This is a genomic window from Candidatus Uabimicrobium amorphum (assembly GCF_009002475.1).
In the GTDB taxonomy this organism is placed as follows: Bacteria; Planctomycetota; Uabimicrobiia; order Uabimicrobiales; family Uabimicrobiaceae; genus Uabimicrobium; species Uabimicrobium amorphum.
The window spans coordinates 2,770,349-2,794,528 of record NZ_AP019860.1 but is presented as its reverse complement, the minus strand read 5'-3'; the positions used below and the strand labels follow the sequence as shown (position 1 = coordinate 2,794,528).

General features: G+C 39.8%; 21 protein-coding genes. 6 read left to right on the top strand and 15 right to left on the bottom strand.

All coding sequences use genetic code 11. The features are described 5' to 3' along the window. Position 1: 1 nt before the first annotated feature. From UABAM_RS09925 to UABAM_RS09910, 4 genes are all read right to left on the bottom strand, one after another. Entirely contained in the window at positions 2-1,588 is a 1,587-nt protein-coding gene (locus UABAM_RS09925; RefSeq protein ID WP_151967848.1) for a hypothetical protein, read from the bottom strand. Then, positions 1,588-2,040 carry a TrmH family RNA methyltransferase gene (locus tag UABAM_RS09920; RefSeq protein WP_151967847.1) on the bottom strand — a complete coding sequence of 151 codons (453 nt, stop codon included), beginning with the start codon at positions 2,038-2,040 and terminating at the stop codon, positions 1,588-1,590. Before UABAM_RS09920 ends, UABAM_RS09925 begins: the two co-directional genes overlap by 1 nt. Further along, positions 2,033-2,578 (bottom strand): TrmH family RNA methyltransferase, encoded by a 546-nt coding sequence (locus UABAM_RS09915; protein ID WP_151967846.1) that lies wholly within the window; start codon positions 2,576-2,578, stop codon positions 2,033-2,035. Before UABAM_RS09915 ends, UABAM_RS09920 begins: the two co-directional genes overlap by 8 nt. Positions 2,579-2,759: 181 nt before the next feature. Then, a complete protein-coding gene (locus tag UABAM_RS09910; RefSeq protein ID WP_151967845.1) occupies positions 2,760-3,479 on the bottom strand; it encodes an SDR family oxidoreductase in 720 nt (239 codons plus the stop codon). Between the two features lie 144 nt (positions 3,480-3,623). Between UABAM_RS09910 and UABAM_RS09905 the strand changes: the two genes are divergently transcribed. Next, complete coding sequence (locus tag UABAM_RS09905) at positions 3,624-3,920, top strand: hypothetical protein (protein WP_151967844.1); 297 nt, start codon at positions 3,624-3,626, stop codon at positions 3,918-3,920. 346 nt (positions 3,921-4,266) lie between these two features. Here the strand turns inward: UABAM_RS09905 and UABAM_RS09900 are convergent, their stop codons facing one another. From UABAM_RS09900 to UABAM_RS09870, 7 genes are all read right to left on the bottom strand, one after another. After that, entirely contained in the window at positions 4,267-5,187 is a 921-nt protein-coding gene (locus UABAM_RS09900; protein WP_151967843.1) for a glycosyltransferase family 2 protein, read from the bottom strand. Positions 5,188-5,338: 151 nt separating this feature from the next. After that, positions 5,339-7,279, bottom strand: coding sequence for an ATP-dependent DNA ligase (locus UABAM_RS09895; protein ID WP_151967842.1), 1,941 nt, complete (start codon positions 7,277-7,279; stop codon positions 5,339-5,341). 7 nt (positions 7,280-7,286) lie between these two features. Continuing rightward, positions 7,287-7,748 (bottom strand): dual specificity protein phosphatase family protein, encoded by a 462-nt coding sequence (locus UABAM_RS09890; protein WP_151967841.1) that lies wholly within the window; start codon positions 7,746-7,748, stop codon positions 7,287-7,289. Further along, positions 7,745-8,635, bottom strand: coding sequence for a glycerophosphodiester phosphodiesterase family protein (locus tag UABAM_RS09885; protein WP_151967840.1), 891 nt, complete (start codon positions 8,633-8,635; stop codon positions 7,745-7,747). The genes UABAM_RS09890 and UABAM_RS09885 overlap by 4 nt, the downstream gene beginning before the upstream one ends. Before the next feature lie 27 nt (positions 8,636-8,662). Beyond that, entirely contained in the window at positions 8,663-9,421 is a 759-nt protein-coding gene (locus UABAM_RS09880; RefSeq protein ID WP_151967839.1) for a hypothetical protein, read from the bottom strand. A gap of 18 nt (positions 9,422-9,439) precedes the next feature. Next, positions 9,440-9,979, bottom strand: a complete 540-nt coding sequence (locus UABAM_RS09875; RefSeq protein ID WP_151967838.1) for an RNA polymerase sigma factor — start codon at positions 9,977-9,979, stop codon at positions 9,440-9,442. Positions 9,980-10,102: 123 nt separating this feature from the next. Beyond that, positions 10,103-11,602 carry a serine/threonine protein kinase gene (locus UABAM_RS09870; protein WP_151967837.1) on the bottom strand — a complete coding sequence of 500 codons (1,500 nt, stop codon included), beginning with the start codon at positions 11,600-11,602 and terminating at the stop codon, positions 10,103-10,105. Between the two features lie 196 nt (positions 11,603-11,798). On the opposite strand from UABAM_RS09870, the gene UABAM_RS09865 reads away from it, so the two are divergent. The 4 genes from UABAM_RS09865 (at position 11,799) to UABAM_RS09850 (ending at position 17,740) form a co-directional block, all read left to right on the top strand. Then, positions 11,799-12,404, top strand: a complete 606-nt coding sequence (locus UABAM_RS09865; protein WP_151967836.1) for a CPBP family intramembrane glutamic endopeptidase — start codon at positions 11,799-11,801, stop codon at positions 12,402-12,404. A 224-nt stretch (positions 12,405-12,628) separates the two neighbouring features. After that, positions 12,629-13,537 (top strand): prepilin peptidase, encoded by a 909-nt coding sequence (locus UABAM_RS09860; RefSeq protein ID WP_151967835.1) that lies wholly within the window; start codon positions 12,629-12,631, stop codon positions 13,535-13,537. Positions 13,538-13,560: 23 nt separating this feature from the next. Then, the gene (locus UABAM_RS09855) at positions 13,561-15,933 is read left to right on the top strand and encodes a protein kinase (RefSeq protein WP_151967834.1); all 2,373 of its coding nucleotides are present in this window, start codon (positions 13,561-13,563) and stop codon (positions 15,931-15,933) included. Beyond that, a complete protein-coding gene (locus UABAM_RS09850; RefSeq protein WP_151967833.1) occupies positions 15,911-17,740 on the top strand; it encodes an O-antigen ligase family protein in 1,830 nt (609 codons plus the stop codon). The genes UABAM_RS09855 and UABAM_RS09850 overlap by 23 nt, the downstream gene beginning before the upstream one ends. Before the next feature lie 115 nt (positions 17,741-17,855). Here the strand turns inward: UABAM_RS09850 and UABAM_RS09845 are convergent, their stop codons facing one another. Genes UABAM_RS09845 through UABAM_RS09835 form a run of 3 tightly spaced genes read right to left on the bottom strand, consistent with a single transcriptional unit; the run spans position 17,856 to position 21,286 of the window. Then, a complete protein-coding gene (locus UABAM_RS09845) occupies positions 17,856-18,701 on the bottom strand; it encodes a hypothetical protein (protein ID WP_151967832.1) in 846 nt (281 codons plus the stop codon). A gap of 38 nt (positions 18,702-18,739) precedes the next feature. Continuing rightward, the gene (locus tag UABAM_RS09840; RefSeq protein ID WP_151967831.1) at positions 18,740-20,602 is read right to left on the bottom strand and encodes a TGF-beta receptor interacting domain-containing protein; all 1,863 of its coding nucleotides are present in this window, start codon (positions 20,600-20,602) and stop codon (positions 18,740-18,742) included. Then, positions 20,603-21,286: a lysoplasmalogenase gene (locus UABAM_RS09835; protein ID WP_151967830.1), complete on the bottom strand. Its 684-nt coding sequence runs from the start codon at positions 21,284-21,286 to the stop codon at positions 20,603-20,605. A 277-nt stretch (positions 21,287-21,563) separates the two neighbouring features. On the opposite strand from UABAM_RS09835, the gene UABAM_RS09830 reads away from it, so the two are divergent. After that, a complete protein-coding gene (locus tag UABAM_RS09830; RefSeq protein WP_151967829.1) occupies positions 21,564-23,264 on the top strand; it encodes a hypothetical protein in 1,701 nt (566 codons plus the stop codon). A 36-nt stretch (positions 23,265-23,300) separates the two neighbouring features. Here the strand turns inward: UABAM_RS09830 and UABAM_RS09825 are convergent, their stop codons facing one another. Continuing rightward, positions 23,301-24,131: a DUF4388 domain-containing protein gene (locus tag UABAM_RS09825; protein ID WP_151967828.1), complete on the bottom strand. Its 831-nt coding sequence runs from the start codon at positions 24,129-24,131 to the stop codon at positions 23,301-23,303. Between the last annotated feature and the right edge of the window lie 49 nt (positions 24,132-24,180).

The following is a 24,180-nucleotide window of genomic DNA, read 5'->3' as shown; positions in this document are numbered from 1 at the left end:
TTTACCTTCTTCTTTTTCTTTTAACCGGGGCTTTTTTAACTACAGGCGCTTTTTTAGCGACACGCTTTTTATTGAAATTGATCATTTTTGTATGTAAAGCTACTTTAATTGCCACACATACGATAACGATAATAGGTCCCGCACTGGGGTATGGATACGTCACGTTTGGTTCTCCCGCGAGGTAGTCGAGAAATGGTTCGGTGTAGATCCCTAGCATGACACCTAAAATAATGGAAGCCGTTTCTTGAACAATGGCATTCCAATTGACCGGTGGTTTCTTTTTGTTCTTGCGTACGAGTTTACGGCGTTTGATCCAATCGTTAAAGTCAATAATGTGTAAGTACAAACACCACTTAATGAGAAAACTCAACACTGTGATAATCAGGGCCGCAAGTAAGAACGGTAGATTTCCTTTTTGTGTCCAACGGTCAGGGACATAGTCGACCCCACCGCTTGCTAAGCGTTTGACTTTTGTCTTTAAGTAACCTTTTACACCGGATCTTTCGAGAGCACTATCGTATTTTTGCGCGTATTGAGCATAGCGCTCTGCTCCTGATTTTTTCCAGAAGTCTGTATCGCGTACTATTGGTGCGACCTTGCGTACGGTTTTCCACACATTGTCAAAAAAACCGGGCTCTTTTTTCTGTGGCGTCGTTGTGGTATTTCCCGCCACTTCCTGACCTACCTGTCGATCCATTTGCCATTTCATCGGTAAAAGTGCCAGGTTCGATTCGTAGGCGTAAAACCCAAGGAAAATGCCAAGGATTGCTGTTGTGACTTGATGAGCAAAGGTGTTCCAGTTGTAAGTCTTACTAAATTTTTGGAAGCGTTGGTTGGAGACCATTTTGCCACCGCGTCTCCACGCATTAAAGTCAATAAGGGAACTGTTTAGAGCGACTTTTAAAAGTACCAGTGCGATAAATATACCAGCAATTACCCACGGATAAGGAAAAGAGGCGTTTTCATTGCGCATAAAGTTTTCGAGCGCTGGCATTAAATACAAACCACCAATCGCACTTAAACCAAAGGTCGAAATTTCATTGGCAATGGCATTTATGTTGGCGCGCTTTTTTTTCTTTTTACCGCGCTTTTGTCCTAGACGATTTAGATTGAGCATTCCGGAATATATGGCAATTTTGGTGAGAAGTGCTACGCAAACTAACAAAATACCCAAAATAAAAAATGGCTTATTTTCGGGAGTGGTCCACCTACGAGGCACGGTTTCTACCCCGTTTTTCATCAACGAATCCATTTTTTGTTGTAAATCACCGCGAAGACCCCATTTTTGCATTACGGTGTTATATTTTTGAATATTGGACAAATAGCGGTCAGCACCGGTTTTTTTCCAAAAATTGTTTACCGCAGGTATTTGTGAGAAAGCGTCAAATACAGAGCCTCCAGAAACTTGCTGTGTTTGTTGTTGGCGATGGATATCTTTTGCTACCTTGCGCTCAAGTTGCCATTTCATCGGAACAAGAGCCGCTTTGGATTCGTATCCGTATAAACCAATACCAATACCTATGAGAATAGCACATATTTCTTGCACAATTCTATTTAGATTTCTTTTCCTCTTTGGTTTTTTCGCCATTATTTATTCCTTTGTTTAAATATTTCGTAGCAAAAAATTCCGACAGAAACGGAGATGTTAAAGCTCTGTACCAAACCTACCATTGGTATATAAATGATATGATCGCAAAGTTCCTTGACTTCAGGAGATATGCCCAGTTTTTCCGCACCAAAGACGACCATACTTTTTTCCGGAAAGGTAAAATCGCAAATTTTTTGTGCATTTTCGTCAAAGTCCGCGGCGATAAATTGAAAACCATCCTCACTCTTTTGTTGATGAAAAAGCGCTAAGTCGGTGACGTCCTCCACCTCAATATCGTCCATCTTTTCGTAAGTTTCGCGCTCGTAATAGTTGTAGGAGTGATATAAATATATTTTGTCCACACCAAAGCCAAGACAAAGATTGAGAATTGCTTTGTGATTACGTGGGTCCCATGCATTGTCGATAAAAACTTGAGTTATATGATCAGCCACGTTTCCCCCTAGGAACTAAAGAACTTAAAGGTTGTAGGTGTTTGCCGTGTTGTGTGAAAATTTCATATAGCGACATCGCAACAGCAGTTGACGTCGAATACGACGCGTCGTGTAAAAACGGTGGTGAAATAAAATGATCGCAAGCCAACTCCGAAGACAGACCTTGCTCAGGTGACGGAACAACAAGAATCGTTTTTTCGGTGAATTCGTAGTCGCAAATAAACTGTGAAGTTTTTTGCTGTACAAGGCCAAGAAAATTCCAGTCTTTTTTTTGCGAAAAAAACTGCTGGAGATCTTCGACTCTCTCATAGAGAATCCATTTGTTGGCACTTGCACTAGACTTTTTACCTTGGCTCACCATACATGGGTATGGCGCATAGGTGTAGTACAAATAAATTTTTTTGATACCAAGCCCATCCGCACTTCGCGTAATGGCGGCAATGTCATGTGGGTTGGCGAAATTGTCTACTAAAATCTCTATATCAGTTATTTTATTTTTGTAGTAGGCTTCGACAAGTTGTTGTCTTCGAGGGTTCATATTTGCTATCCTAACAGCGGTAATTCTCTGTAAAGATTAAACCACATGTCGTACGGATGCACAATGAAAATTTGCTGATTTTGCGAGATGAAGACATCGCCGTTCACGCTTAGGAACATCGTGACTGTGATGTCCGATGTACCTAAACGATCGACACGAGCGTGAACGAGTATCTGATATGTTATGGTTGTTGTTTTGTGGCAGCAAGGACAATTTCGCGGATACATACATTTTGCGGTTGCGAGTAGGCGTAGTAAATTGCATTGGCGATATCGCTACTTTGGATCGCACCACCCATCGATTTTTTCCAGTCTTCGTAGCCATCTTTGATTTCTGTAGATGTTGTATGTCCCAGCAGTTCAGTTTCTACCGCTCCCGGCGCAATAGTGATTACGCGAACATTGTGTTCTGCCACTTCTTCGCGAATATTTTCGGTCATGGCATGTACAGCGAATTTGGTTCCACAGTACGCAGCATGGTTGGGAAATGTTTTGCGACCGGCGATGGAGCTAATGTTGATGACTGTACCACTATTGCAGTTGATCATTTTTTGCAATACGCAATGGATACCATTGAGCACACCATGAACATTGACATCAAACATTTTTTGCCATTCCTTCGGGTCTTGGCTGTTTGCCAATCCCAACAACATAACTCCGGCGTTGTTTACCAAACAATCGGTGGTTCCATATTTTTCTTCGGCTTTGTCGATAGCTTCTTGCAAAGCCTTACGATCAGTAACATCCACCTGTGAACATATGGTATCAGGTAAATCGAGCTCGCGTAATTTCTCAATTCTTCTCGCTAACAACAATAGCGGGTGACCTTTTTCTGAAAACAATTTTGCTGTGGCAGCACCAATTCCAGAGCTTGCCCCTGTGATTACTACGAGTTTTTCCATGATAGACCTCCGTAAAATTTGTTTTTATTGTGAATACATTGTGGTACTTGTATGATATGTTTATCATATTTTGCAGATGTGGGGATTGCAAAATGATTATCAAAAAGTGTGGACGTATTTTTCCACAGTGTAGGAGCTTGTGTCGTGGGACAAAAAATACCTTTTTACGTTGAGTATCTATGCAATGAACTCCAAGACCGAGTTGCAAGAAATCCACAGTACTCATTGCGCGCTTTTGCTAAGTTTTTAGATATTGATGCCAGTTTTCTTTCTAAAGTGATGTCACGTAAAAAAGTGCTGTCTTTAAAAAAAGTGGATGAGATAGTCGAAAAGCTTAGACTGACAGAAGAGGAACGAAAAAAGTTTATTCTTTCTATCGCAAATGAACAGAAGTGTGCGTCGTTAACGAAAGTAGATAATGATCTCACCAGTTGCGATTGATGAAGCTAGTACTACAGTTGTAACTAAATTATTATGAAACAGCGTATACCCTTGTGTGTGATGCGTGACAGCGATTATGCATCTACGAACAGAAGATAAATTTGTAAACACCTGGATCCCTTGTCGTAGCAAGGGATGACCGTGCCCAGCAGCAAGCGGTTGTTTTATTAAAATCAAACTACTTCAACTTGCTGTTGAAATTGTACAGCTTGGTCGTGCAAAGTGTTGTACAATTGTCACTTACGGTCAAAATTGCAAAACCATTTTGTTTTGTAGTTCCAGAGAACACCAAACATAATTTATCGCATTTAGGTCATGTTATGTTTTGAATAACAATGAGTTATCTTTAATTTCTTTTGAGATTGGGTGTACAGAGTAGGATGAGTCTTTTTATACCGCCAGGAGTAAAAATTTTGGATTTGTGGTATTTGGAAAAATACCATTTAAAGGCGTTTTTTTTGTCTTTGAGGTTAATTGCTTGCATAACGGCAACATTACTTTTTCTTGTGAGCCACATCTCTATCTCGGGCTGTTTGCCTCTAAAATTTTCGAATACGTATTTGAATGCATTGTAACCAGCATTATTTTTTTTATTGTTGCTAACAGAAACATTACCTACACGGTATTTTGCTGTGTATTTGTTGAGAAAATAAAATTTTCCGTATTTCGCCATTTCTAAACCAAAAAAAAAGTCTATGGCGTCTTGTCCAATCGCTCCGAGGTCGTTGTAGTTTATTTGTGTTACAATATCTGTTCGAACCATAAATGACCCGTTAAATTGTTGAAGAATCGCCATTTTCAGACTGTCAGCTTGAAGACCTTCATATTTTTTTTCACGAAAAAATAATTTATTTAGATCTTCAGAGTTTCCGTGGGGAAGATTTTGTTCGTCAATAAAGTATTGTTTGCCGTACACAGCGACAATGTCGTCACATTTGGAAAAACATCGTAAGTAGTCTGCAAGGGCTTCTTTTTCTAGTTCGTCATCATCGTGTAGAATCAGTAAGTATTCACCTTCGACTTTTTGGATCAGGAACATGGCGTTTTTGTGTTGTCCAAGATTAGAGGAATGTTTGAAGTAACGAATATTTATATTTGGTACTTCTTGTTGTAGGTTTTTAACCATTAATTTGGTTTCTAAGTTAGTTGAATCGTCACCAATAATGATTTCGTGGGGAAGATGTGTTTGCGCTAGACAACTGTCTAGTGCTTTTTTCAGTAGTTTTTTACGATTATATGTTGGTACGCAGATAGATATTCTCTTCATAGTGATTTACAGATTAGTGATTTCTAGTGTGATAAAAAATTTACAGTGAAATATTGTGCTTTCAATGGTAGTGCTGTCTTAAAAAATTAAATCAAATGCCATATGTATTCACAATGAATAGTTGTTTTGCGAAATAAATACTTGGTTTGTTCTACTTCAAACGCGTTTTTACATATAGCTGGGCAATGTCATCACGTGTATTCACATCTTCAGCGATCATGTCACCTCTAGGCCTTACACATACTATTTTTGGATCACGCAAAGAATAAACCCCCTCGTTATCTCTCACCACGCCATCAATGCGTATGGTGACAACAATCGATGGAATCAATTTAAAACCGTAGCGTGTGGCGGTACTGGTTCTTATTTCGACATTTTCTCCGGTGAGTAAACCATCGTAGGTGATGCGTTGCAGAATTTCGTGGTTTTGTTGGTACGCAAGCCCTTCAGTACGTGCGACTTGTTCGTAGCCGTTTTTGTGCCGGCAGGAGAGTAGAAAGGTACTGAATATCTTCGGGCCGCGGTCTGTGGTACTCCACAGTGCACCTGTTACTGCTAAGTCTAGGTAGATGGCGGGTTTTTTCTTGAGCCATGAGTTGTTGCGTTTTCCCAGGGCGTAGCTGTCCTTTATGATCTTTGCCATTGCCCCTTCGTAACCGCGATTTTCAAAATTCTTGAACCATTTCTTGAATTCGCTGTAGTTCTTCGCTTCCCAACCTTCGGCAACGATAATCGGAACGTTGACTTGGTAACCGGAAGAGGGCATGATGAGCTTCTCTAATAACTGACGACGTTTGTACCACGGTTCTTTTGTGAGATCTTTGCCATTTAGGTATAGAATATCAAAAACAACGTATTGCAATTTAATGGGAAGACTATAGTTTCCTTGGAGTTGACGGTAAACATCGTATACGTTTGCTGGACGCAATCCACCTTTTTCTAAGTCGACATAAGTACCGTGCAACTCCCCGTCTAGGATATACGAGTACGCTTGTAACCATTTCGCCGAGTTTTCTAATTCTGGTACTAGGTTGATCCAGTCGTTTTTGCGTCGGGTGAAGGCGGCGTATTTTACGCGACTGTTGATACTAGTGTCTTTATGTAGCATCAGACGTATACCGTCGTATTTACACTCTACCCACATGGGAAATTTGGAGTTTTTAGTGACTTCCACGGTTCCTGCGAGCGCCGGGCTTACAGGGTTTAGTGGTTTTAGAACGAGTTTCTCTAGTCCTTTGGCTCCTTTGTTTTCCAATATTTCGCAGACATTGAATATGTCACTAAGGGCAATACTATTGCCAATGATTTCTTCGCTGATGTTGTATTTTTTTGCCAGCTCAGTGTGAATGAGTGAGCTGCGATATTCGTAACCGAAGTATAAGCGTCTGAGTATCAAACGCGCTAGAAAGTAACGCTCTAGCCTTCCACATCTTTCGAATAGATCGCGCAAGATTTGTTTTTTGCGATTGGTTTTTTGACGTGGTAGGTTACGAAGAATCACGATCACTTCTTTTGCCGTCACAGGAGGGTCAGACTTTATCTTACTGACTTCTTCGGTGAATAATAAACCAAAATCAGCGATTTTGGTCAAATGTGCTCGCAGGAATTGATGTGAAACCAAGCGAATGGAGGCCAGTATGTTAATGAGAGTGTCTTGCCCCATGCGTGCTGCTTTTCCGGAGAAAGGGTCACCCATCAAAAAGTTGATTTTTTCCTCTAGAGACAATCCTAAGTCTTTGTGAAGAAATTCGCTAATGAGACCTTGGTGATTTCCGACACGGCTTTTCCAATATATTCCAAAAGTTTGTAAGGTTTTTTGTTCGTTCATCCCACAAAGAGGAAGATATAAACCATACAAAAGACTAAAAAACGATATGGAGTCGAGACTTTGATCTTTTTGCAGTCTTACGACATTTTCGAGTGCGAAGGTCAAGCTAACTGGAAGGCCAAGAAGTTCCGCTGCATAATTTTTATTTTTTTTCTTTCGCCCCAGACCTTTTTGAACTTCGATATAAGACTCTACTAAACCGCGTTTAAGACTATATTCTCGGATAAATTTATCATCAATAATCGTGATTTCTTCTGGCTTCATGATGGCCTCACTTTTGAGAAATGTAATCGATAATAAGTGGGTATAGTTCCTGCTTGTGTAGTAAATCGCACATGATTTTGATCACGTGTTTGTTGGGTTGCGCACAGGGGCGAAGTTCAAATAGGCGGTCAACGGCGCGATGGTGGTCGAAGAGTGTCAATAAGTAGCCTAGTGCGAGACCTGTGGACCTACTAACTCCTGCATGACAGTGTATAATACAATCCCCCCCTTTGCTCAGAAAATCCAGAGCTTGTTTACATTGTTGGGGAGAAGCTACGTCATATTCAGAGGATTCATTCGCACTGGCATCGTCAAATTCTAGTATAAGAAGATCTTTGGCGTGCTTCATGTCTTCGATCATGAGACGCGTCACACTTTTTTTACTGGCAATGGAGATGACACGGTAGTGATTTGGTTTTTGTGTGACAAGGTTGAGAGCTTCAAAAACGCCTGTTATTGTAATATTCATTTCATTTTACTTATCGCGGAAGCTGCGAGTTTAACATTGTCCGTTGCTAGGACGTCTGCACCATTTTCGATGAGCTTTTGATAAACTTTTTCACCTTTTTTTAATGCGGAGTTATCTAAGTTGTGCATTGTACCAAGTATGGCTTTTATGCCGTTTTGATGAAGAAGCTTGTAAACCTCTGGTTGTGGCTCACTTATACCAACAAACATGATGAGGTTTTTGCTGGGGACACCTAAGGCCAAAGTTTCTTTTACGGACTCTACCGTACTGGCGGAAGCGGATATACACAGAGAGGAATCTAGTTTGTGGTATTTGACCAACATCGGTCGATTGTACACGATGATGATGCTGTGCTTTTGTGCCTTTGTTTTGTGAATCATATCGACAATCTCTTGTGGATCAATACCTCTTTTTATATCGATGCACATAACGGCACGGGTTTTTCCCCAGTTGAGTACGTCTTCAAATGTGGGAATTTTAAATGAGGTGACTTTGCCTTCGGAATCTTTCAGGTGGAGTTTTTGTAGTTGTTCCCACGTTGCTTCATTCACCTTGCCTGTTCCTGTCGTTGTACGATCTAATGTATCATCGTGCATGAGAACTAATTTACCATCGGCAGTTTTGTTAACGTCTAGTTCCAGAATGCACGGGGCATATGTCAACGCGTTTTCAAATGTTTCTATCGCATTTTCTGGATAACCAGGCATTGGGCCACCACGGTGCGCACTGACGATTGCGGTTTGCCCTTCTTTGTAGGAGAGGTATTCCTGAAGTTCAGCAACTGTTTTTAGATTCACATAGTTTTTGTTGTTTTGGCTTTGGCTTTGGGTATTTTGCTGACAACCCAAAATAAAAACGATTAACAGTACCCATGTATATCTTTTCATAATTTTTCCCTGAATCTAGATTTGTCTTTACAAACGAAAAAAATTGCGTGCTTGTGGGGAATCTTTTACCACCCATACGTGACCAAAACCATTTTTAATCCATACAATACATAGGCAATTTCCCTCCGCTAAAAATTTTCCGTGTAACGGATGATCCGCTGCCCACACTTCTTTTTTTAACTGGTCGGGAAGATCGAAATCTTCGGCTTTGAATTGTACAAGAATACAACTTCCTATGCTTGTACGCCACGAAGAACAAAGAACAGACTTTTGCGAGAGTGTATGAACTTTTCCTCCTTGTAGGGAAAAACGGTCATCAACTTTTTTCCAAACAGGTTCAAAACCCGATTTGTTTACAAAGTATTCGCGTAGTTCATCGCGACTTTGCGTTTCTATATCGAGCATGTTTGGTTGCATATGCCATTTCGCTGAGGCATACACTAAGTCCTTTGTCGTTATATTTCTTTGAGGCAATAGTAAGAATGTTAAAACAACAAGAATAGCAGCCGCCGCCGCAGTTAGTTTTACGTATACATAACGACGTTTTGTAGGTACTTGTTGAGGGATTTGCATGAGCTTTTGTTGTAGATTTACAGGTATCTGAACATCTCCCACGGTTTTTTGTAGCACGTGCTTTTCTTTTTGTAGGAGTTTCCACTCTTTTTGTGCCCAATCAACATCTGTGATGGCTGACTCAATTTTTGAGCGTTGACGATTTTTCGGTGGAAGAACATTCGCCTCCCCCATTAAACGCCGTAGTTCTTGTTTTTTTGAATTCTGCCTCATATTTTTAACATCCGACATTCATAAACTTTCGTTTTGTTCTAGATCCATAAGTTTAGTGACAGATTTACGTAAAAATACTCGCGCACGATGGATACGCGATAATACAGTTCCCAGAGGAACGCCTAAATGCTCGGCTGCCTCCTTACAACTAAAATTTTGTAAGAAAACAAGCAAAAATGGCTCTTTGTAACGATTGTCAAGTCCATTGAGAGCTTTTTGTAAGATTTCTTTATTCGATAGCGATTTCAATATATCGGGGTCAGGCAATGACAATGAATTCTCTATCTGGTCTAAAGAGAGGTTTACTTTTGAGTGTCGAACTTTATCTCTTACCCAGTGAGCATATCGATATCGTAGAATTTGAAATAGCCATGCCTTTACTTTGTTTTTGTCCTTTAACGATTCTAACGATCGCCAGGCCTCATAGAATGTCTCTTGTAATATATCTTCCGCTGCTTCGGGATCACCACACATCCTGTAAGAAAACTTGTAAAGATCATTGGCGTATTTTTCTACCAATCTATGATATTCTGCTTTTTTTTTATTATTTAAGCTCATTTATTATCTGTCAAATTTTAAGTGGCTACAATGAGTGTTTTTATTCCATAATAAATTTTATTTTCAATAATTTAATTGTCCTACAAAAACATAAGTGCTTTTGTTGAATAAATTTGAAAATAATTACTGATTTTTTTTACGGTCTTCTTCAGCTTTTTTTTGTAGATTTTTCAAGAAATATGGTTTTAACTTATTTGGTTTTTGTAGTAAAGAACCTTTTTCATTTTCTTGTGAATTTTCTTCCTGCTCTTCCGGTTGTGGCGTTTCTTTTGGTGGTTCTTGTTCCTGCTCTTCTTCCTGTTCTTTGTCTTCTAAGTCGAACCTTTTTACTTCCGGACTATTTTTGATTTCTTGTACATTGAATTTAGGGAGCGGCCGTTGCGAGATTTTTATTTCTTCCTTGTGGTCTTCTTCTGCTACAGCTACTGCGGTAAGTGAATCTTCCTTGTCGTCGTGATGTGAATCAAAATCGTCGACTTCTTCGGCTTCCAGTGTCATTTGATCTTCATATGGTTCTGGAATATCATCTACTGTGTCGCTGAGAAATAACTCTTGTTTATCGTCAACGCTAAGAGCAATTTCTGCGGTATGCATCAAACTATCTATGTCTGCCGGTTGAATTCTTTGTCGCGGAGCATTATTTTCTAAATCAGCAATTAGATCATTGTAGCTCGCATATCTTTCTTGTGGCAATTTCGCGGTCATTTTACGCAGTATGTCGAGAACATTCGTCGGGAGATTTTCCGTATCTTTTTCTACAAAACTACAAGAAATGATCGACTCCATAATTTCTTTGCTCGTGTTTGCCTCGATCGCTGGGTGGTCGGTTAGAAGATAGTAAAACAACAGTCCTAGAGTATAAATGTCGGAGCGTACATCGGATTTTTGTTTTTGGCATTGCTCCGGAGAAAGATGAGCAGGGCTTGTCGGCGGTAGGCAAAAATCGACGACCTTGACATCATCATCAGGAGTAATAATAATGTTGGTTGGTTTTAGGTTTTTGTGCAAAATTCCATGTTGGTAGGCAAAGTTTAAACCCTTTGCCGCTTGCATAATAATATCACACGCTCTGCTCAAAGAGGCCCCTGATTCTTCTATGTAATCTTGTAAATTATTTCCAGGAACATGTTCGCGGATAATTTCGAGTTTCTCATAGGATGAGTAATATGTTACAGCTAAATTTTCGTGTGACAAACCCACAAGTTTTTCAATCTGTAAAAAGAATCTTTTGAGAAACTTTCGATTTGTTGCTAATATACCTTCAATGTATTTTATGGTACATTGGTTCGGTAAATCCTCATGAGACCCTTGGTAGGTGTTTCCTAAAGCACTACTGCCAAGTTTTTGTAAATTGGTGCACTGACTGGCATTTATGTTAAGAGATGTGGAAGCAAATTGTTGTGGAGCTATTTCTCTAAGTAATTGTTGGCCTTCTTGTTCTAATGTTTGAAGTTGTTTTGCTGAAATAACTCCTAAACGAACAAGAACCTCCCCGAGAGAAACTTGTTTTCCTTCAATAATTTCTTTACAAAATGTTTTAAGTGGAGCATCCAATAAATTATGGCTAACAAGACTCTGCTCCCATAACTTTTTCAATAATAAAATATCTTTTGGCGTAGTCATACTGCACCTTTATGAATTGAGTCTGTAAAAATGTAAATATTATGTTCACCGTGAATTATATCAGTAACTTTGCTCGTTGTAAACAACTTAACACCTATCGCGAAAAGTATTTGAATGCATGAGTGCATTTGCGTAATATCGTTTTTACAACATTTGTCCAAGACAACAACTGTCTTCTATCAAAAGAATAAATATTATGAGTGATGATAAAATTTTTGAAAAAACCGTCTCTATTACCTCCATTTGTCTTGTGGTGTATCCGTTGATGGCATTTTTGGGCATAGGGCTATGTTTTTATTATAACTACGAACTCTTTGCGGCACAGGGCTTTGCGAAATTTTATATTTTCGGAACGATTCCTGTCTTATCGCAAATTATCATGGGGCTTGTTGTGACGTTTGTCACAATTGTTTTGTGTATTTGGGGAAGTTCTTCTCTAGCGTGGTTGAAAAATACAGAAGTCGAACTGAAAAAGGTTATTGGAGATCTTACTCTACGAGAGATGGTCATCATCGGCGTTTGTTCTGGGATTGGTGAAGAAGTATTGTTCCGCGGAGCCTTGCAGCCCATGTTTGGGTTGGTGTGGACAAGTTTATTTTTCGGAATGTTACACTTTCCCGTAAATAAACAGTTTTTGTTTTATCCAATTTTTGCTACCATTATGGGGTTTATACTTGGATACCTCACAATAATAAATCATGGATGTATAACAAGTGCTATTGTTGCACATGCTTTTGTGAACATGGTCAATCTTTATCGAATCAATAAAGTTGTCGTGGAAGACACTCCGGTGGGCGATTGAGGTTTTTTGCATTTAATTTGCAAATACATGCTAGTTTTGCTAAAAATTATCAGAGAGAAGAGTATTTACTCCTGCTCTAGTCCGCTTCTGAGCAGTTTTTTTGACTTTGAATGGCGATTTGAATGTGGGTACTAAAACATGTTGGTAAAAACGTATCCAAACGAGCAGATTCGGATGGCTACTGCCGCATTAAACAATCCTGGAAAACTACCTAGGAACTACATATGTACATAGATATTATATTATCGTATAAACCCTTGTATCTTTTGGTGATGATTACTTGTGGTATTTTTGGCGCAATGGTGGGAAGTTTTCTCAACGTTTGTATATATAGACTTCCAAAAGAACACATATCTATAGTCACTCCTCGTTCGCGATGCCCTCATTGTGGAAAAGGAATATCTTGGTATAGCAATATTCCTATTGTTTCTTGGGTATGTCTAGGCGGAGCATGTGAATATTGTCGTTATCCCATCAGCTTTCGCTACACATTTGTCGAAATGTTATGCTCAACACTATTCTTATTTTTTATGCAGTATTTATTTTTGACTCCTTTGGGGAATTCACCCTTTTACGATTTGTCATTCCATCATAGAATATTCGCTCTGGTAATCGCGTATTATTTTATTGGGACGATGATTGCCGTTACATTTATCGATATCGATTATCGAATTATCCCTCAGGTATTGACTCATCCAGGGATTGTATTAGCCCCCATTGTTTCCTTCTTTTTCCCGTACTTGCATCCGCAGATTGTTGTTGTGGACAATATACATGTCGGGGGATTGCTTTCGTCTATTTTGGGAATATTGGTGGGAGGCGGGAGCCTGTATGTGACAGGTGTTTTTGGTAAGATTATTTTCGGTAAAGAAGCCATGGGATTTGGGGATGTTATGCTGATGGCTTTTGTCGGGGGATTTTTAGGATGGGATAGCGCCCTCTTAATATTCTTTTCTGCATGTTTTATCGGCACTTTTTTTGGTATTATAAATATTATGGTCACTAAAGATCACTATTTACCTTTTGGACCTTATTTGGCCTCGGCAACTTTGATTGTATTTTTATTCAAAAACAATTTAATTGAGTTTGCGTTGTACGAATGGCCACAACTATTGCGTAGTTGGTTGATGTAAATTGAGAAAAAACTGGGGGAAATATGAAGTTTTTTAAGAAAATTTTTGGTAAAAAATCCAAAGAGGATGGCGTATTAGATTTTGCTCCACTACCAATCCCCAAAGTGAGAAGTAAATCAATGAATATGGGCGTGGGGAAGCTAAAAATTGTTGAGCAAATTGGCGAACTGTATCAAGCGATGCCCAATCGTCGTGCCCAGGTGTGGCAAACTTTAAACGAAGATGGCGAAGAAGAATTTATCGCAACTGTTGCCCCAGGACAAGAAAATCAACGTTGGGTTGAATCGCGTTTAGGCGAAGAGAGCGTACGCGTAAAGTCATGGAAAGCGTCGAAAACAGAGGGGGCTCTTCGCAAATACGGATCTAAAGTAAGTGTATTGCGTTTCGATACGGTGATTAATAATCGCTATACAATACGCAAGCGTCTTGTTGACGATTCTTTTGTTGAAGTTTACAAGGCTTGGGACGAACAAAACAGTTCCTTTGTGTATTGCACAATCTTTCTACCCCAAAAAAATGTAAAATTGCCAGAAGAATTTGTTCAAAGAACATTTAGTGTTGACAAGAAAAACAAAAAATATTTAGTGAATTCGCCTGATGATAGTATTTTGAATGTTCTCGATGAAGGTATGTGTAAACCCACAGGCGTATTTTTCCCCTATCGTTTTAAAATACCACAAATATACTACGTAATTACCGAATACTGCTCCGATGTCAACTTTGTACATTTTATGAATACTTGGCGTCGTCATTTACCACTCGAAAATCTACTATCGATACTTGCACAACTTACGCACACTCTCTCGTGGATGAAAAAATATGGTTGGGTGCATGGCAATATTCGTCCTGAGCAATTATGGATGGGGGTAGAGGGCGAAAACGAAGGTAAACTTTTTCTCAATGGCTTTAGTCTAATAAAAGAGCAGAGTGATCAAGAAAGTACGGCGTTTGCGCTCATCAAAAATACTGCTGGTTGCGGTGTCAACACTTACATGTCTCCCGAGCAAGTCGATTATGAGGATGTCAGCAGCAATTGCGACCAATTCACTATGGGAATTCTACTCTCGGAGTTTGCTTTGGGTAAACATCTTTTTAAGGGTATGTCCGAGCGTAAAATTTTTACCCATCTCAAAAAAGGTGTCGAAATTAGCGAAGACGCTGATGTTCCGCAATGGGTGTCGCGTATTATCGAGCGCTGTTTGTCTATTGACCCTGAGTATCGCTACCAAGATTTAAGCGAAATTCTTTCTGAAGCGGCGGTGAAATGGAAAGAAATGGAACTCGGTGCTACGGGAGACACTTCTGTTTTATTCGATGACGAAGAAAACGTTGCACGTCTAGCGAAGTCTAGCGTACCACTCTCCATCGTCGATGAGGAAGAAGATCCTCTGGAAGATAAAAAACCGGCGAAGCCGAAAAAATCCAAAGACAAAAAGAAAGCAGTGAAAAAAGAAGTAAAGCGCCCTGTGAAGGAAGCGAGACAGCCAGTTGCCGAAGAAGAACGCGAAGTCGTACAGAAATTGCAAGCCAAAGAAGAGGACTTTGAAGACTTTGAAGAGTTTGACGAAGATGAGTTCGAAGAACTGGAAATAGAAGAGACAAAACAAGAAAAGCCTAGGTCAAAACCTCAAAGTATGGCCTTCCCACGTCCTAAACCTAAAATGAAAAAACCAAAGACCGGGACGGATAGAAAACGCAGAACAAAGGTAGATTCGACAAAGCCAAAGACAGGAATAGATACAAGGGCTAAAACAAAAGTAGATTCTGCAAAACCGAAAACGGGAACGGATACAAAGGCTAAGACGAAAGTAGATTCTGCCAAACCAAAGACTGGTACAGATACAAGGCTTAAGACAAAAATAGATGCTGCCAAACCAAAGACTGCGACAGATACAAGACGTAGGACGGGAGCGGATGCATCAAGAACAAAATCACTTTCTGCAAAGTCGCGGAGCAAAGCGGATGCTGTAAGAGCAAAAGTAAAAACCAAAGCGGATATACCGCAAAGTAAAAAGCCAAAAACAAAAGCAGACTCTGAGATAAATGCTTCTTCGCAAACCGAAATTTTAGAACGCGTGAAGAATGCAGATGCAGACCAGTTTGTCAACGAAGAGACTGCGATGATGGAGATACTAGAGAAAACTTCGTCTTTTGGCAATAACAGCATAAGTATTAAGGCGCCAGAACAAGATGTTATGCGCATGACCGCTACCGACGAATTTGTCGATTCCACCACCGGGGAAGACGACGAAGACCTATTCGATGACCTAGAAGACGAAAACTTTGACGACTGGGTTTTTGAAGAAGATGAAAATTTTGATGACGACGACGATGAAGATTGGGATGTGATGGAAGCGACGGGAAAAGATCAAGATGATAAGAAAAAACTCAACTAGTATTTTATTTATTTTTGTCATTTCCTCGACCTACTTGAGTTTTAATTCTTCTTTTCACTTGCCCAACGTCACCAACTATTTCTGGTTGGTTTCATGGGCTATTGCCGTAAACTTGGCATCTACGATTTATCACAAGGAAGTTACCTATGGTAGTTTCCTTGTGGTATTTTTTTTGGGGTGGAGTATTCTCTCCGGTTTGTGGGCAAGCGATGCCAATGTCTATTTGAGTGGCGTTATGCGCGTAATGGCGTTTTTTTTGGGTATAAGTGCCTGTAATATCGTATTTTCCCACAACAAGAAATTATCTGACTCTGTTCTCGAAAATTTACTAGGCGCTTTCCTAATTATTTCGATCATCTATTACATTTCTTTTTACTGCCAAGAAATCAGCAATGGCTTTTGCTATCCTTTTGGCAACCCTAATATGGGATCTTCGGTACTATCGTTTGCTTTGCTCGTCAACGGTGGATTCCTAATCAAACACTACGGTAGAAAGACATTTTTCTTTGGGATTGCAACGTTTTTGTGGTTTAGCTATTTTTTGATCACTCTGAGTTCCGAAGCAACGATGTTGATGCTACTGGGTTCTGTGGCTCTTACCGTTTTTTTTCTCCTTAAAATAAAAAAATACTTATTTATTGTCGGTATTTTGCTACTACTCGCGGCCCTACCTTTTTATTCCACAGTAATCAATGAGCTGTGGCCTTCTATTGAAATTCGCAAATTTATGTGGCAAGACACTCTTAATATGGTGTTATTTTCGCCAACGTCCGTTCTGTTAGGTTGGGGGGCAGGACATTTCTGTTTCGTGTTTCCTCAATTTCGGTCTGTAGAAAGTTTTTCTGCGATTTACAGCACGAAGTTTAACGATTTTCCACATTGTTTTTCACTGGAATTGTGTAGCGAACTTGGGTTGATTGGCTGTGCCATTTTTATCGTGATAGTTGCCGTTGTCTATATTGGTTTTTGGCGAAAAAAGGAGAAAAGTGCCACTGACTACACCCTTGTCACAGCAACGTTATTTTTGTTTCTTCACGCCCAAGTTTCCGTCGTGTTTTCCTATGTACAGATACAATTTTTATTGGCGATGATTATCGGGTGGTATTTGTCTTCGGTAAAACACAAAACAACATTGCGTGTGCCATGGCTAGGACAACTAGTTTACACTGCTGTGCTGATAGGTTTTTGGAAATTATGTATGTGGAGTATGGTTACCTTTCACTACAACTATAAAGCGGCGATGATACAAAAAGACCCCTACACAGCGATGGAAAAAATGCTGGAAGTGGATCCGCCCATGTATGAAGATTTCCACACCTTACAATTTCGCCACCAACTGGGGATTTTGTTGGTAGGAAATTATGAAAAATCTCCGGTTTTTATTAAAGAAAACATGGATATTTTTGAGGAATTACACGAGCGTATACCTGGCTACGGCTATTATTGGTTATACAAAGCCATTTTTTACGCCAAACAACTGAAGATTGCTTCAGCAGACGAAAAATTTATCCAGTACAGCAAAAAAAATCCCTTTGACAACGCACTGTGGTTTTATTGGGGAATAGCGGTAATTAACAAGGGCGCATCGCAGAAAACATTTATGGAATACGTGGATAAAATACATCGTCAATATCCCCATGACGGTACTTTACTTATGGCAAAAGGAATCAGTTACCATTTGCAAAGAAATAAAAAGTTGGCCAAGGAGTATTTACAAAAAGCGCAAAAGTGGGCCAGCCGTATGGGACAGCGCCACAATGAAGTAAGAGAGTGGTCGAGAGAAATAGAAAAATTGCTGCATAAGTAATGTCACTAGTGTACGAGACATCAAGACCGCAAACCAGTGACTTCCTTTCCTACACATCTAACGCGTACAGAAAAAGACGTCATTGGTGTGCGGTCTTGGTGATATGTTGGTACCACTATCCATTTTTTTTCGGCAATTGAAAAGATATGGTGTATTCCCACAGGTCATTATCCACCTTCGTATACACCTCGCTTACAACAGAATATTCGCTTTCAAAAATCTCACTTTTAATTACCTGCATTACATTTTGCTTCGCTATTTTCTTACTCTTTCCCCAAAACGTAAACGACAATAGCAATGGCTTTTTTTCGATTGTGTCCGTAAAAGAAACCTTTATCTTGCATTGCCACTTATCATCTCGTTTCAAGTAGCTTTCACAAAGGATGTTGTATTTTTTGTCTAAGTCTTTTTGATACATTTGCAATTGGCTTACTGCCTCTTTGTACGCTGTGTGTTGTTCTTTTGCCATGGTGGTCACTTCTAACTCTGAGTCTTCTACCATCAAACTAGCTAAATTGTGGAAGGAAACATCCAGGCGGCAAATCCAAATGCGCCCGCCACTCAGCTTGGTGTATTTTTCTCCGTAAATAGAGTATTTTTTTCCGGTTTGCTTGGCAATTTTTTGCGCGCGTGCTTCGGCGTTACTTCTGGCTAATGTTTGCGAGTAACCACGTCCCATGACGGGATAACGATCTTGTTTTTTTTGTGGTTGTATTTTATGAAAGGAAACATCCAGGCGGCACTTCCAAAAAGTACCTCCGGTAAATTTACTATAATTTTCGTTATAAACAGAATATTGTTTTCCCGCTTGCTTGGCCAGTTTTTCGGCGCGCGCTATTGCCCTATTACGTGCTATTTCTTTGGATTCTCCCATCGCAAAAATAGGATAGCGCTCTTGTTCTATATCGGCAAAAACAAATAAACTTAACATACATATCAGTAAGCTAAAACGCAATTTCATATGACCCCCCTATCGTTTGAGTTTGTTTAAAAGTTTTCCTAATCATCTACGAAATCAATGAATAGCCTTTTACCATTATCGTCTTGCCATTGGTAATGCTGTTTTTCAGAAATCGCAACAATCATTTCTGCATAAGTATCAGGACGAACGAATACCGTAAATCCATCTTCATAGAGTCCGATCGTTTGTTTTTCCTCTGCATGAGGAAGAAACATCACGAAGCAACCCGTCATATTTTTTTTCTGTGAATTGTGACGATCTATTGCGAACAATCCTTCTTGCCCTGGGTACCACATCAAAGCACAATCTGCCTCTTCTGTCGTATGGGTATTGAAAGAAAGCGCTTTGGGTTGATCGCTTTTCACTTCCAGAAGTTCATCTAATCCGCCAGGTGTGGATTTGCTTAACTTAATGTGCAATTCACAATCGTTTTTGTAAAGAGCTGTTGTCACACCATCTAAAAACCTGACCGTTGGTTTCGCGACAGGCTCCTCATTTTCATAAGCTACTTCTGTACGAAACCGATCATTCCAATGAGGATTGGGGAAATACCGATATAGCTCTCCGAGGCGGTTTAGTATACGTTGTGAACCATATAGCATGGCATTGGTATATTCATGTTTTGTCACTAATAACGCACATAAAATGTCTTTCTGGTTTGAGTATATGAGCCCTGCCCAATCCTCTCTTGCAAGAAGACCAGGCTCAGGGAAAGAAGACATATTGCGCGCTGTCATTTGCTCTTCATTGGCAAGCCCTTTATACAGCCACTTAAGCATATCGAGAACTTGCGACGGCAACTGATCACATGTCTCGCTGGTTTCCATGCGCAAGGTAAAGCAAATTTCGCGATGATTGTATTCTTTTAATCCGTTCGTAGTAAACTTCCACGACCAACGATTTAAAATTCGTACCAGGTCGACATCAATGCGAAAGTCACTGTCGTCTATCCTAATTGCCAAGGGAAATGCCATATCTTTATCAAAGCACTTTGTCGAGATAAACCCTTGTATGAAATGTAAGAACAAAAAGAAATTTTCTGCGCGCTCAGAAATGGTGAGTTTGGTATTATTTTGGGTATGTAGCACAACACCCATGTCGTTTTTTTCTACAGATTTGATTTGCTCCCAAGGAAAAGTAATGTTCTTTTTTCTTGCCCCAGCGACACCGTCTTGGCTGACTATGATTCCACTATTGCGCATGAAAATAAATTCGGAAGTTGTACCAATGGCGGCAAAGACCAAAAAGACAGTTTTTGCTATCATTTTCCACTCTTTCGTGGCAATTGCTTTTGGCAACTCAACAATTCCTACGATGGCCAATATGGAAAAACACACCGCCAATATTCCCATAATAACACGCCGTTGATTATCATCGTGAAAAACAACATGATTACCATTGTCGACTTCGATGGTGCAGCGATCTAATATAGTTCTGTCTACTCGGGAAATGATGTTATGCCATAGATTGTTTACATTTGAGATGGGAGGTACTTTGTGAGTTACTCCGTTGCTTAGTTTAATAACCATCTGGCTGAGTTTTTCTTGTTTTTTGTTGCGTAGAAATTGCAATGACTTGATGTCTTCATATTTGACTTGTTGGCTTTGTTTGTTGTTGCCAATCACAATATGATCCGACTCTAAAGTGATAAAAAAACTCGCGCGTTTTCGATAGTGGGCAAAACAAAAATATAAAATGGCGAGAAACATAATACCGCTGACGACAAGTAATACGTTTGACATGGTATCAGAAACTTTACCAAATTGTTTTTCCAATCCCATGAGTGTCAACCCTATCGCCACAAGCAACAGAAAGACAAATAGACCTGCATAAACAATATAAACAAAACACCCTGCACCTTTATTGGCCTTGTATATTTTATTAGGTTCTTGAGAGGACATTTATTCACCCTTTGCTGTTTTTAGTTGATCTGTTTGTGTTAACTTTATCGTTGCAAAACACAATAGAACTTGCGCGGCTATATAGGTACTCATAATCACTATTCGGTGATACGGAATAGGATGGATAAATTTATCGATGGCAATGCACGAGTCTGACACCACAAAAAGTATACTTCCACATGCCAGCAGGTAGGCCAGCATATTTTTGAGTGCGGTTATGCAGAGTGCACGCCATAACATCATGGAAATGACGAAAGCATAAATGGTAATGGGAATGAGTAAATTACCTACTTTAGGTAATAATACCCACAATAAAAATGCCATATACGTGGCTGCGGGAATTGCAGGGATGATATCTTTGGTTCGCCACGGATATAGTTTTGTGAACGTAACCGTGTAACAGCACTGTGCGCCCAAAAAGAACAGAATGCCATACACAAATTGCTTGTTCATTAGGACAACATCTCCCACTAGGGAAAACATCAATCCCATCATAAACCATTGTTTTATATGTTGGTTGCTACTACTGTCAGCTTGGTAGTTCCAGACTTGAAGTAGAAATACGACGATAAGTGGTTTGGATATATATATTACACTAGCCCATTTACAGGCAATGGCGATGAGGTGCAGTGCGCTTACGATGATCGCCATAGAAAAAAAAGTTTTTTGAGTTTTGGTATCCATGTTTGTTTTACAAATCTGTTACAAAAGAAAAGAGGAAGTTATGTTATATTGTGTATTAAGAATGTTAAGCATTGGTATTTAAAAAAACGCAACCTTGATTCGAGTCTTAAAAACTTGTGGAAATTGTATCGTGACCGTAGCCGTAACCGTACGGCTACGGACGGTCACGGTCACGAAATACCAATACTTAAAATTCATGTTCAAAAGTACTTTGTGTTCATAACATTGTACACAATTACCATTCCTGTACAAAAGTATTAAATTTTGGAGAGTGAGAATGCACAAATACATACTACTCAGTATCATGTTGTTGCCGATTCTTTTGGCAAATTCTACGAACAATATTGAATTTACCACGCAAAAAGTGATTGTATTTAAAGATGGGTATTGCCTAGTGATCAAGGAAGGTAGTGCTACCACAAACGATCAAGGTGAAATTATTAGTTACTCCGTTCCCGAATCGGCGGTTCTAGGATCGTTGTGGGCTACGGCGAAAGAAGCGAATATTACTAGTTTAAACGCCGAGTGGCGTGAAGTGGTCACCACAAAAAACAAAGAATTTACTTGTACGCAGCACATTGAAATTTTGCAAGTGAATAAAGGTAAAAAATGTAAAGTTGTCACACATGACAAGGTCTCGTATGAGGGCACAATTCACGAAGTTCTTAGTAACAAAACACGTGAAAATTTGCCACGTAATATGTGGGAAGTGCGCGATGAAATTGCCGAGGGAGCTACATCGACGATTTCCGGTATTTCGGGAGCATATTTTGTTTTGCGTACCGCGGAGCAGGACGTACTACTTGGTACTTCGCAAATTCGCAGTTTGTTTATTCCCAATATGAACGTTACGATGAAGCGACAAATTGAGATCAAAGAACGTCGTAAACAGCTGACGTTTCACTTTCCTGAGGCAAACAAAAAACATCGTATCACACTGATGTATTTTACTCCAGGAATGCGCTGGGTTCCGTCATATCGTATTTCACTACAAAACGACAACCTTGCCTCTGTCTCATTACAAGCGGAAATTATCAATGAAAACGAAGATCTCGTTGATGTTCCGATGGATATCGTGGTGGGGGTTCCTAATTTTCGTTTTCGCGATATGGTGAGCCCTTTGAGTCTAGAGAATACTTTGCGCAATGTTTTGCGCCACTCTAACCGCAGACGCAGCGATTCGCTTTCCAATGCGATTATGTCGCAACAACGATTCAATGCCTATGCTCCGCCACAACGCGCCGAAAACAATGGCAATGTCAATTTGCCTTCGGAACTTACAACCAAGGGGTCTCAAGATTTGTTTGTGTATAAACTACCTAAGCTATCGATCCGTAAAGGTGGACGTGCCGCAGTGCACATTTTTTCTGCTAAGGTGAAATACCGCGATATCTATACATGGAAGGCCGCAATTAAGCACAATTTACATCACGCACACTTTTCGAAAAGCAGCACCCAGCTAGAGTTTTCCGAAAATAAAATTTGGCATGAAATAGAACTTGTAAATAATACGCAGTTACCGTGGACCACTGGAGCAGCTATGATCATGCAGGGGGAGCAGCCTCTAGCTCAGGAGTTACTTACCTACACTTCTTCCGGAGGCAAGGTGCGTGTACGTGTGACCGTGGCCATTGATGTTCAGGGAACCATCGAAGAAAAAGAGACGAAACGCCAATTGCGAGAAATGAAGTGGGACGGATATTACTATGCGAAGATTGCCAACCAAGCGCTTCTCGATGTCTGTAATAATAAGCGCAAGGAAATAAATGTGGAGATTATTTTTAACTTTGGTGGAAAGACCACAAAGGTTTCCGACGATGGTAAGGTGACTTTGCGTGGTTATGATAGTCGCGATTGGGATAACTACCGCGGTAGTTATGCGGTGAACAACAGTTCTACAGTAAAATGGACACAAACGATTCAACCTGGAAAGAATTTTAAGCCTACGGTCGACTATTTTTACTATGCACGACACTAAAGGGTAGAGTGTCGAAATAAGGCGGTATTCACCGCCTTACATCATCTCCCCTCGTTGTTGCTCATCTTCGCGATGCGCGACTTCCATAAGTAGATATTGTACTTCGTCGTTCATTGTACGTTCGGTTGGCTTGACATCTTTTACGAAATTGAAATTTCCCGACTTCCACTCCATTATGGCGAAAAAAGCCTCTTCCCCTTTTTCTTCTCCTACTTCGCAGTGTACCACATAACCATTTTCGAATTGTATATAGCCTCTGGACTCGCTATCTATTTTGATGTAGCCGGTTTTTTTTTCGCTAGCAATCATCTGTAAGACAGTCCCTAAGTCAAGAACTTCAAGATTCCCTTTTAGAGAGGCATATAACTTTTCGACGATTTTGTTGCGTTGTTTCATTATGGTGGTTTCTGCACCTTCCATTTCTTTTGGTTCTTGTAGTTCCTTGATGGTAAAGTAGGATATATGATGTTCGCCAATCAAAATAATATCTTTGTCTTCCAAAACCCGCCGTTGACATTGTTGTGCGTTCACGTAAATGCCGTTTGCGCTTTCTAAATCGTAAATTATATAAGCTCTTTCTTCTGAATTCCATTTGACAAGAGCATGTTTTCGCGAAACATCGGTAGAGGCCAAAACTAAGTCGTTTTCTTTACTCCTTCCAATGTAAAACGGTTTTTTCTTGTTTAAGCGAAACTTGGGAAAAGGAAAACATTCTAAATAGTTTCCGGGCAATACTCTTTTATTGATTTTGTCTTCGTTTTGTAATGAAACAATTTGGTCAATTAAACTGCTCTGTTTCATTTTTTTTATGCGTTTGGTTTTTTTTAAGTCGTATGGGGTTTTTTCATGGTTGTCAGAGGCAGACATATCTTTTCTTTCTTAAGGAGAATACATAGTAATTGCACCTATATATTAG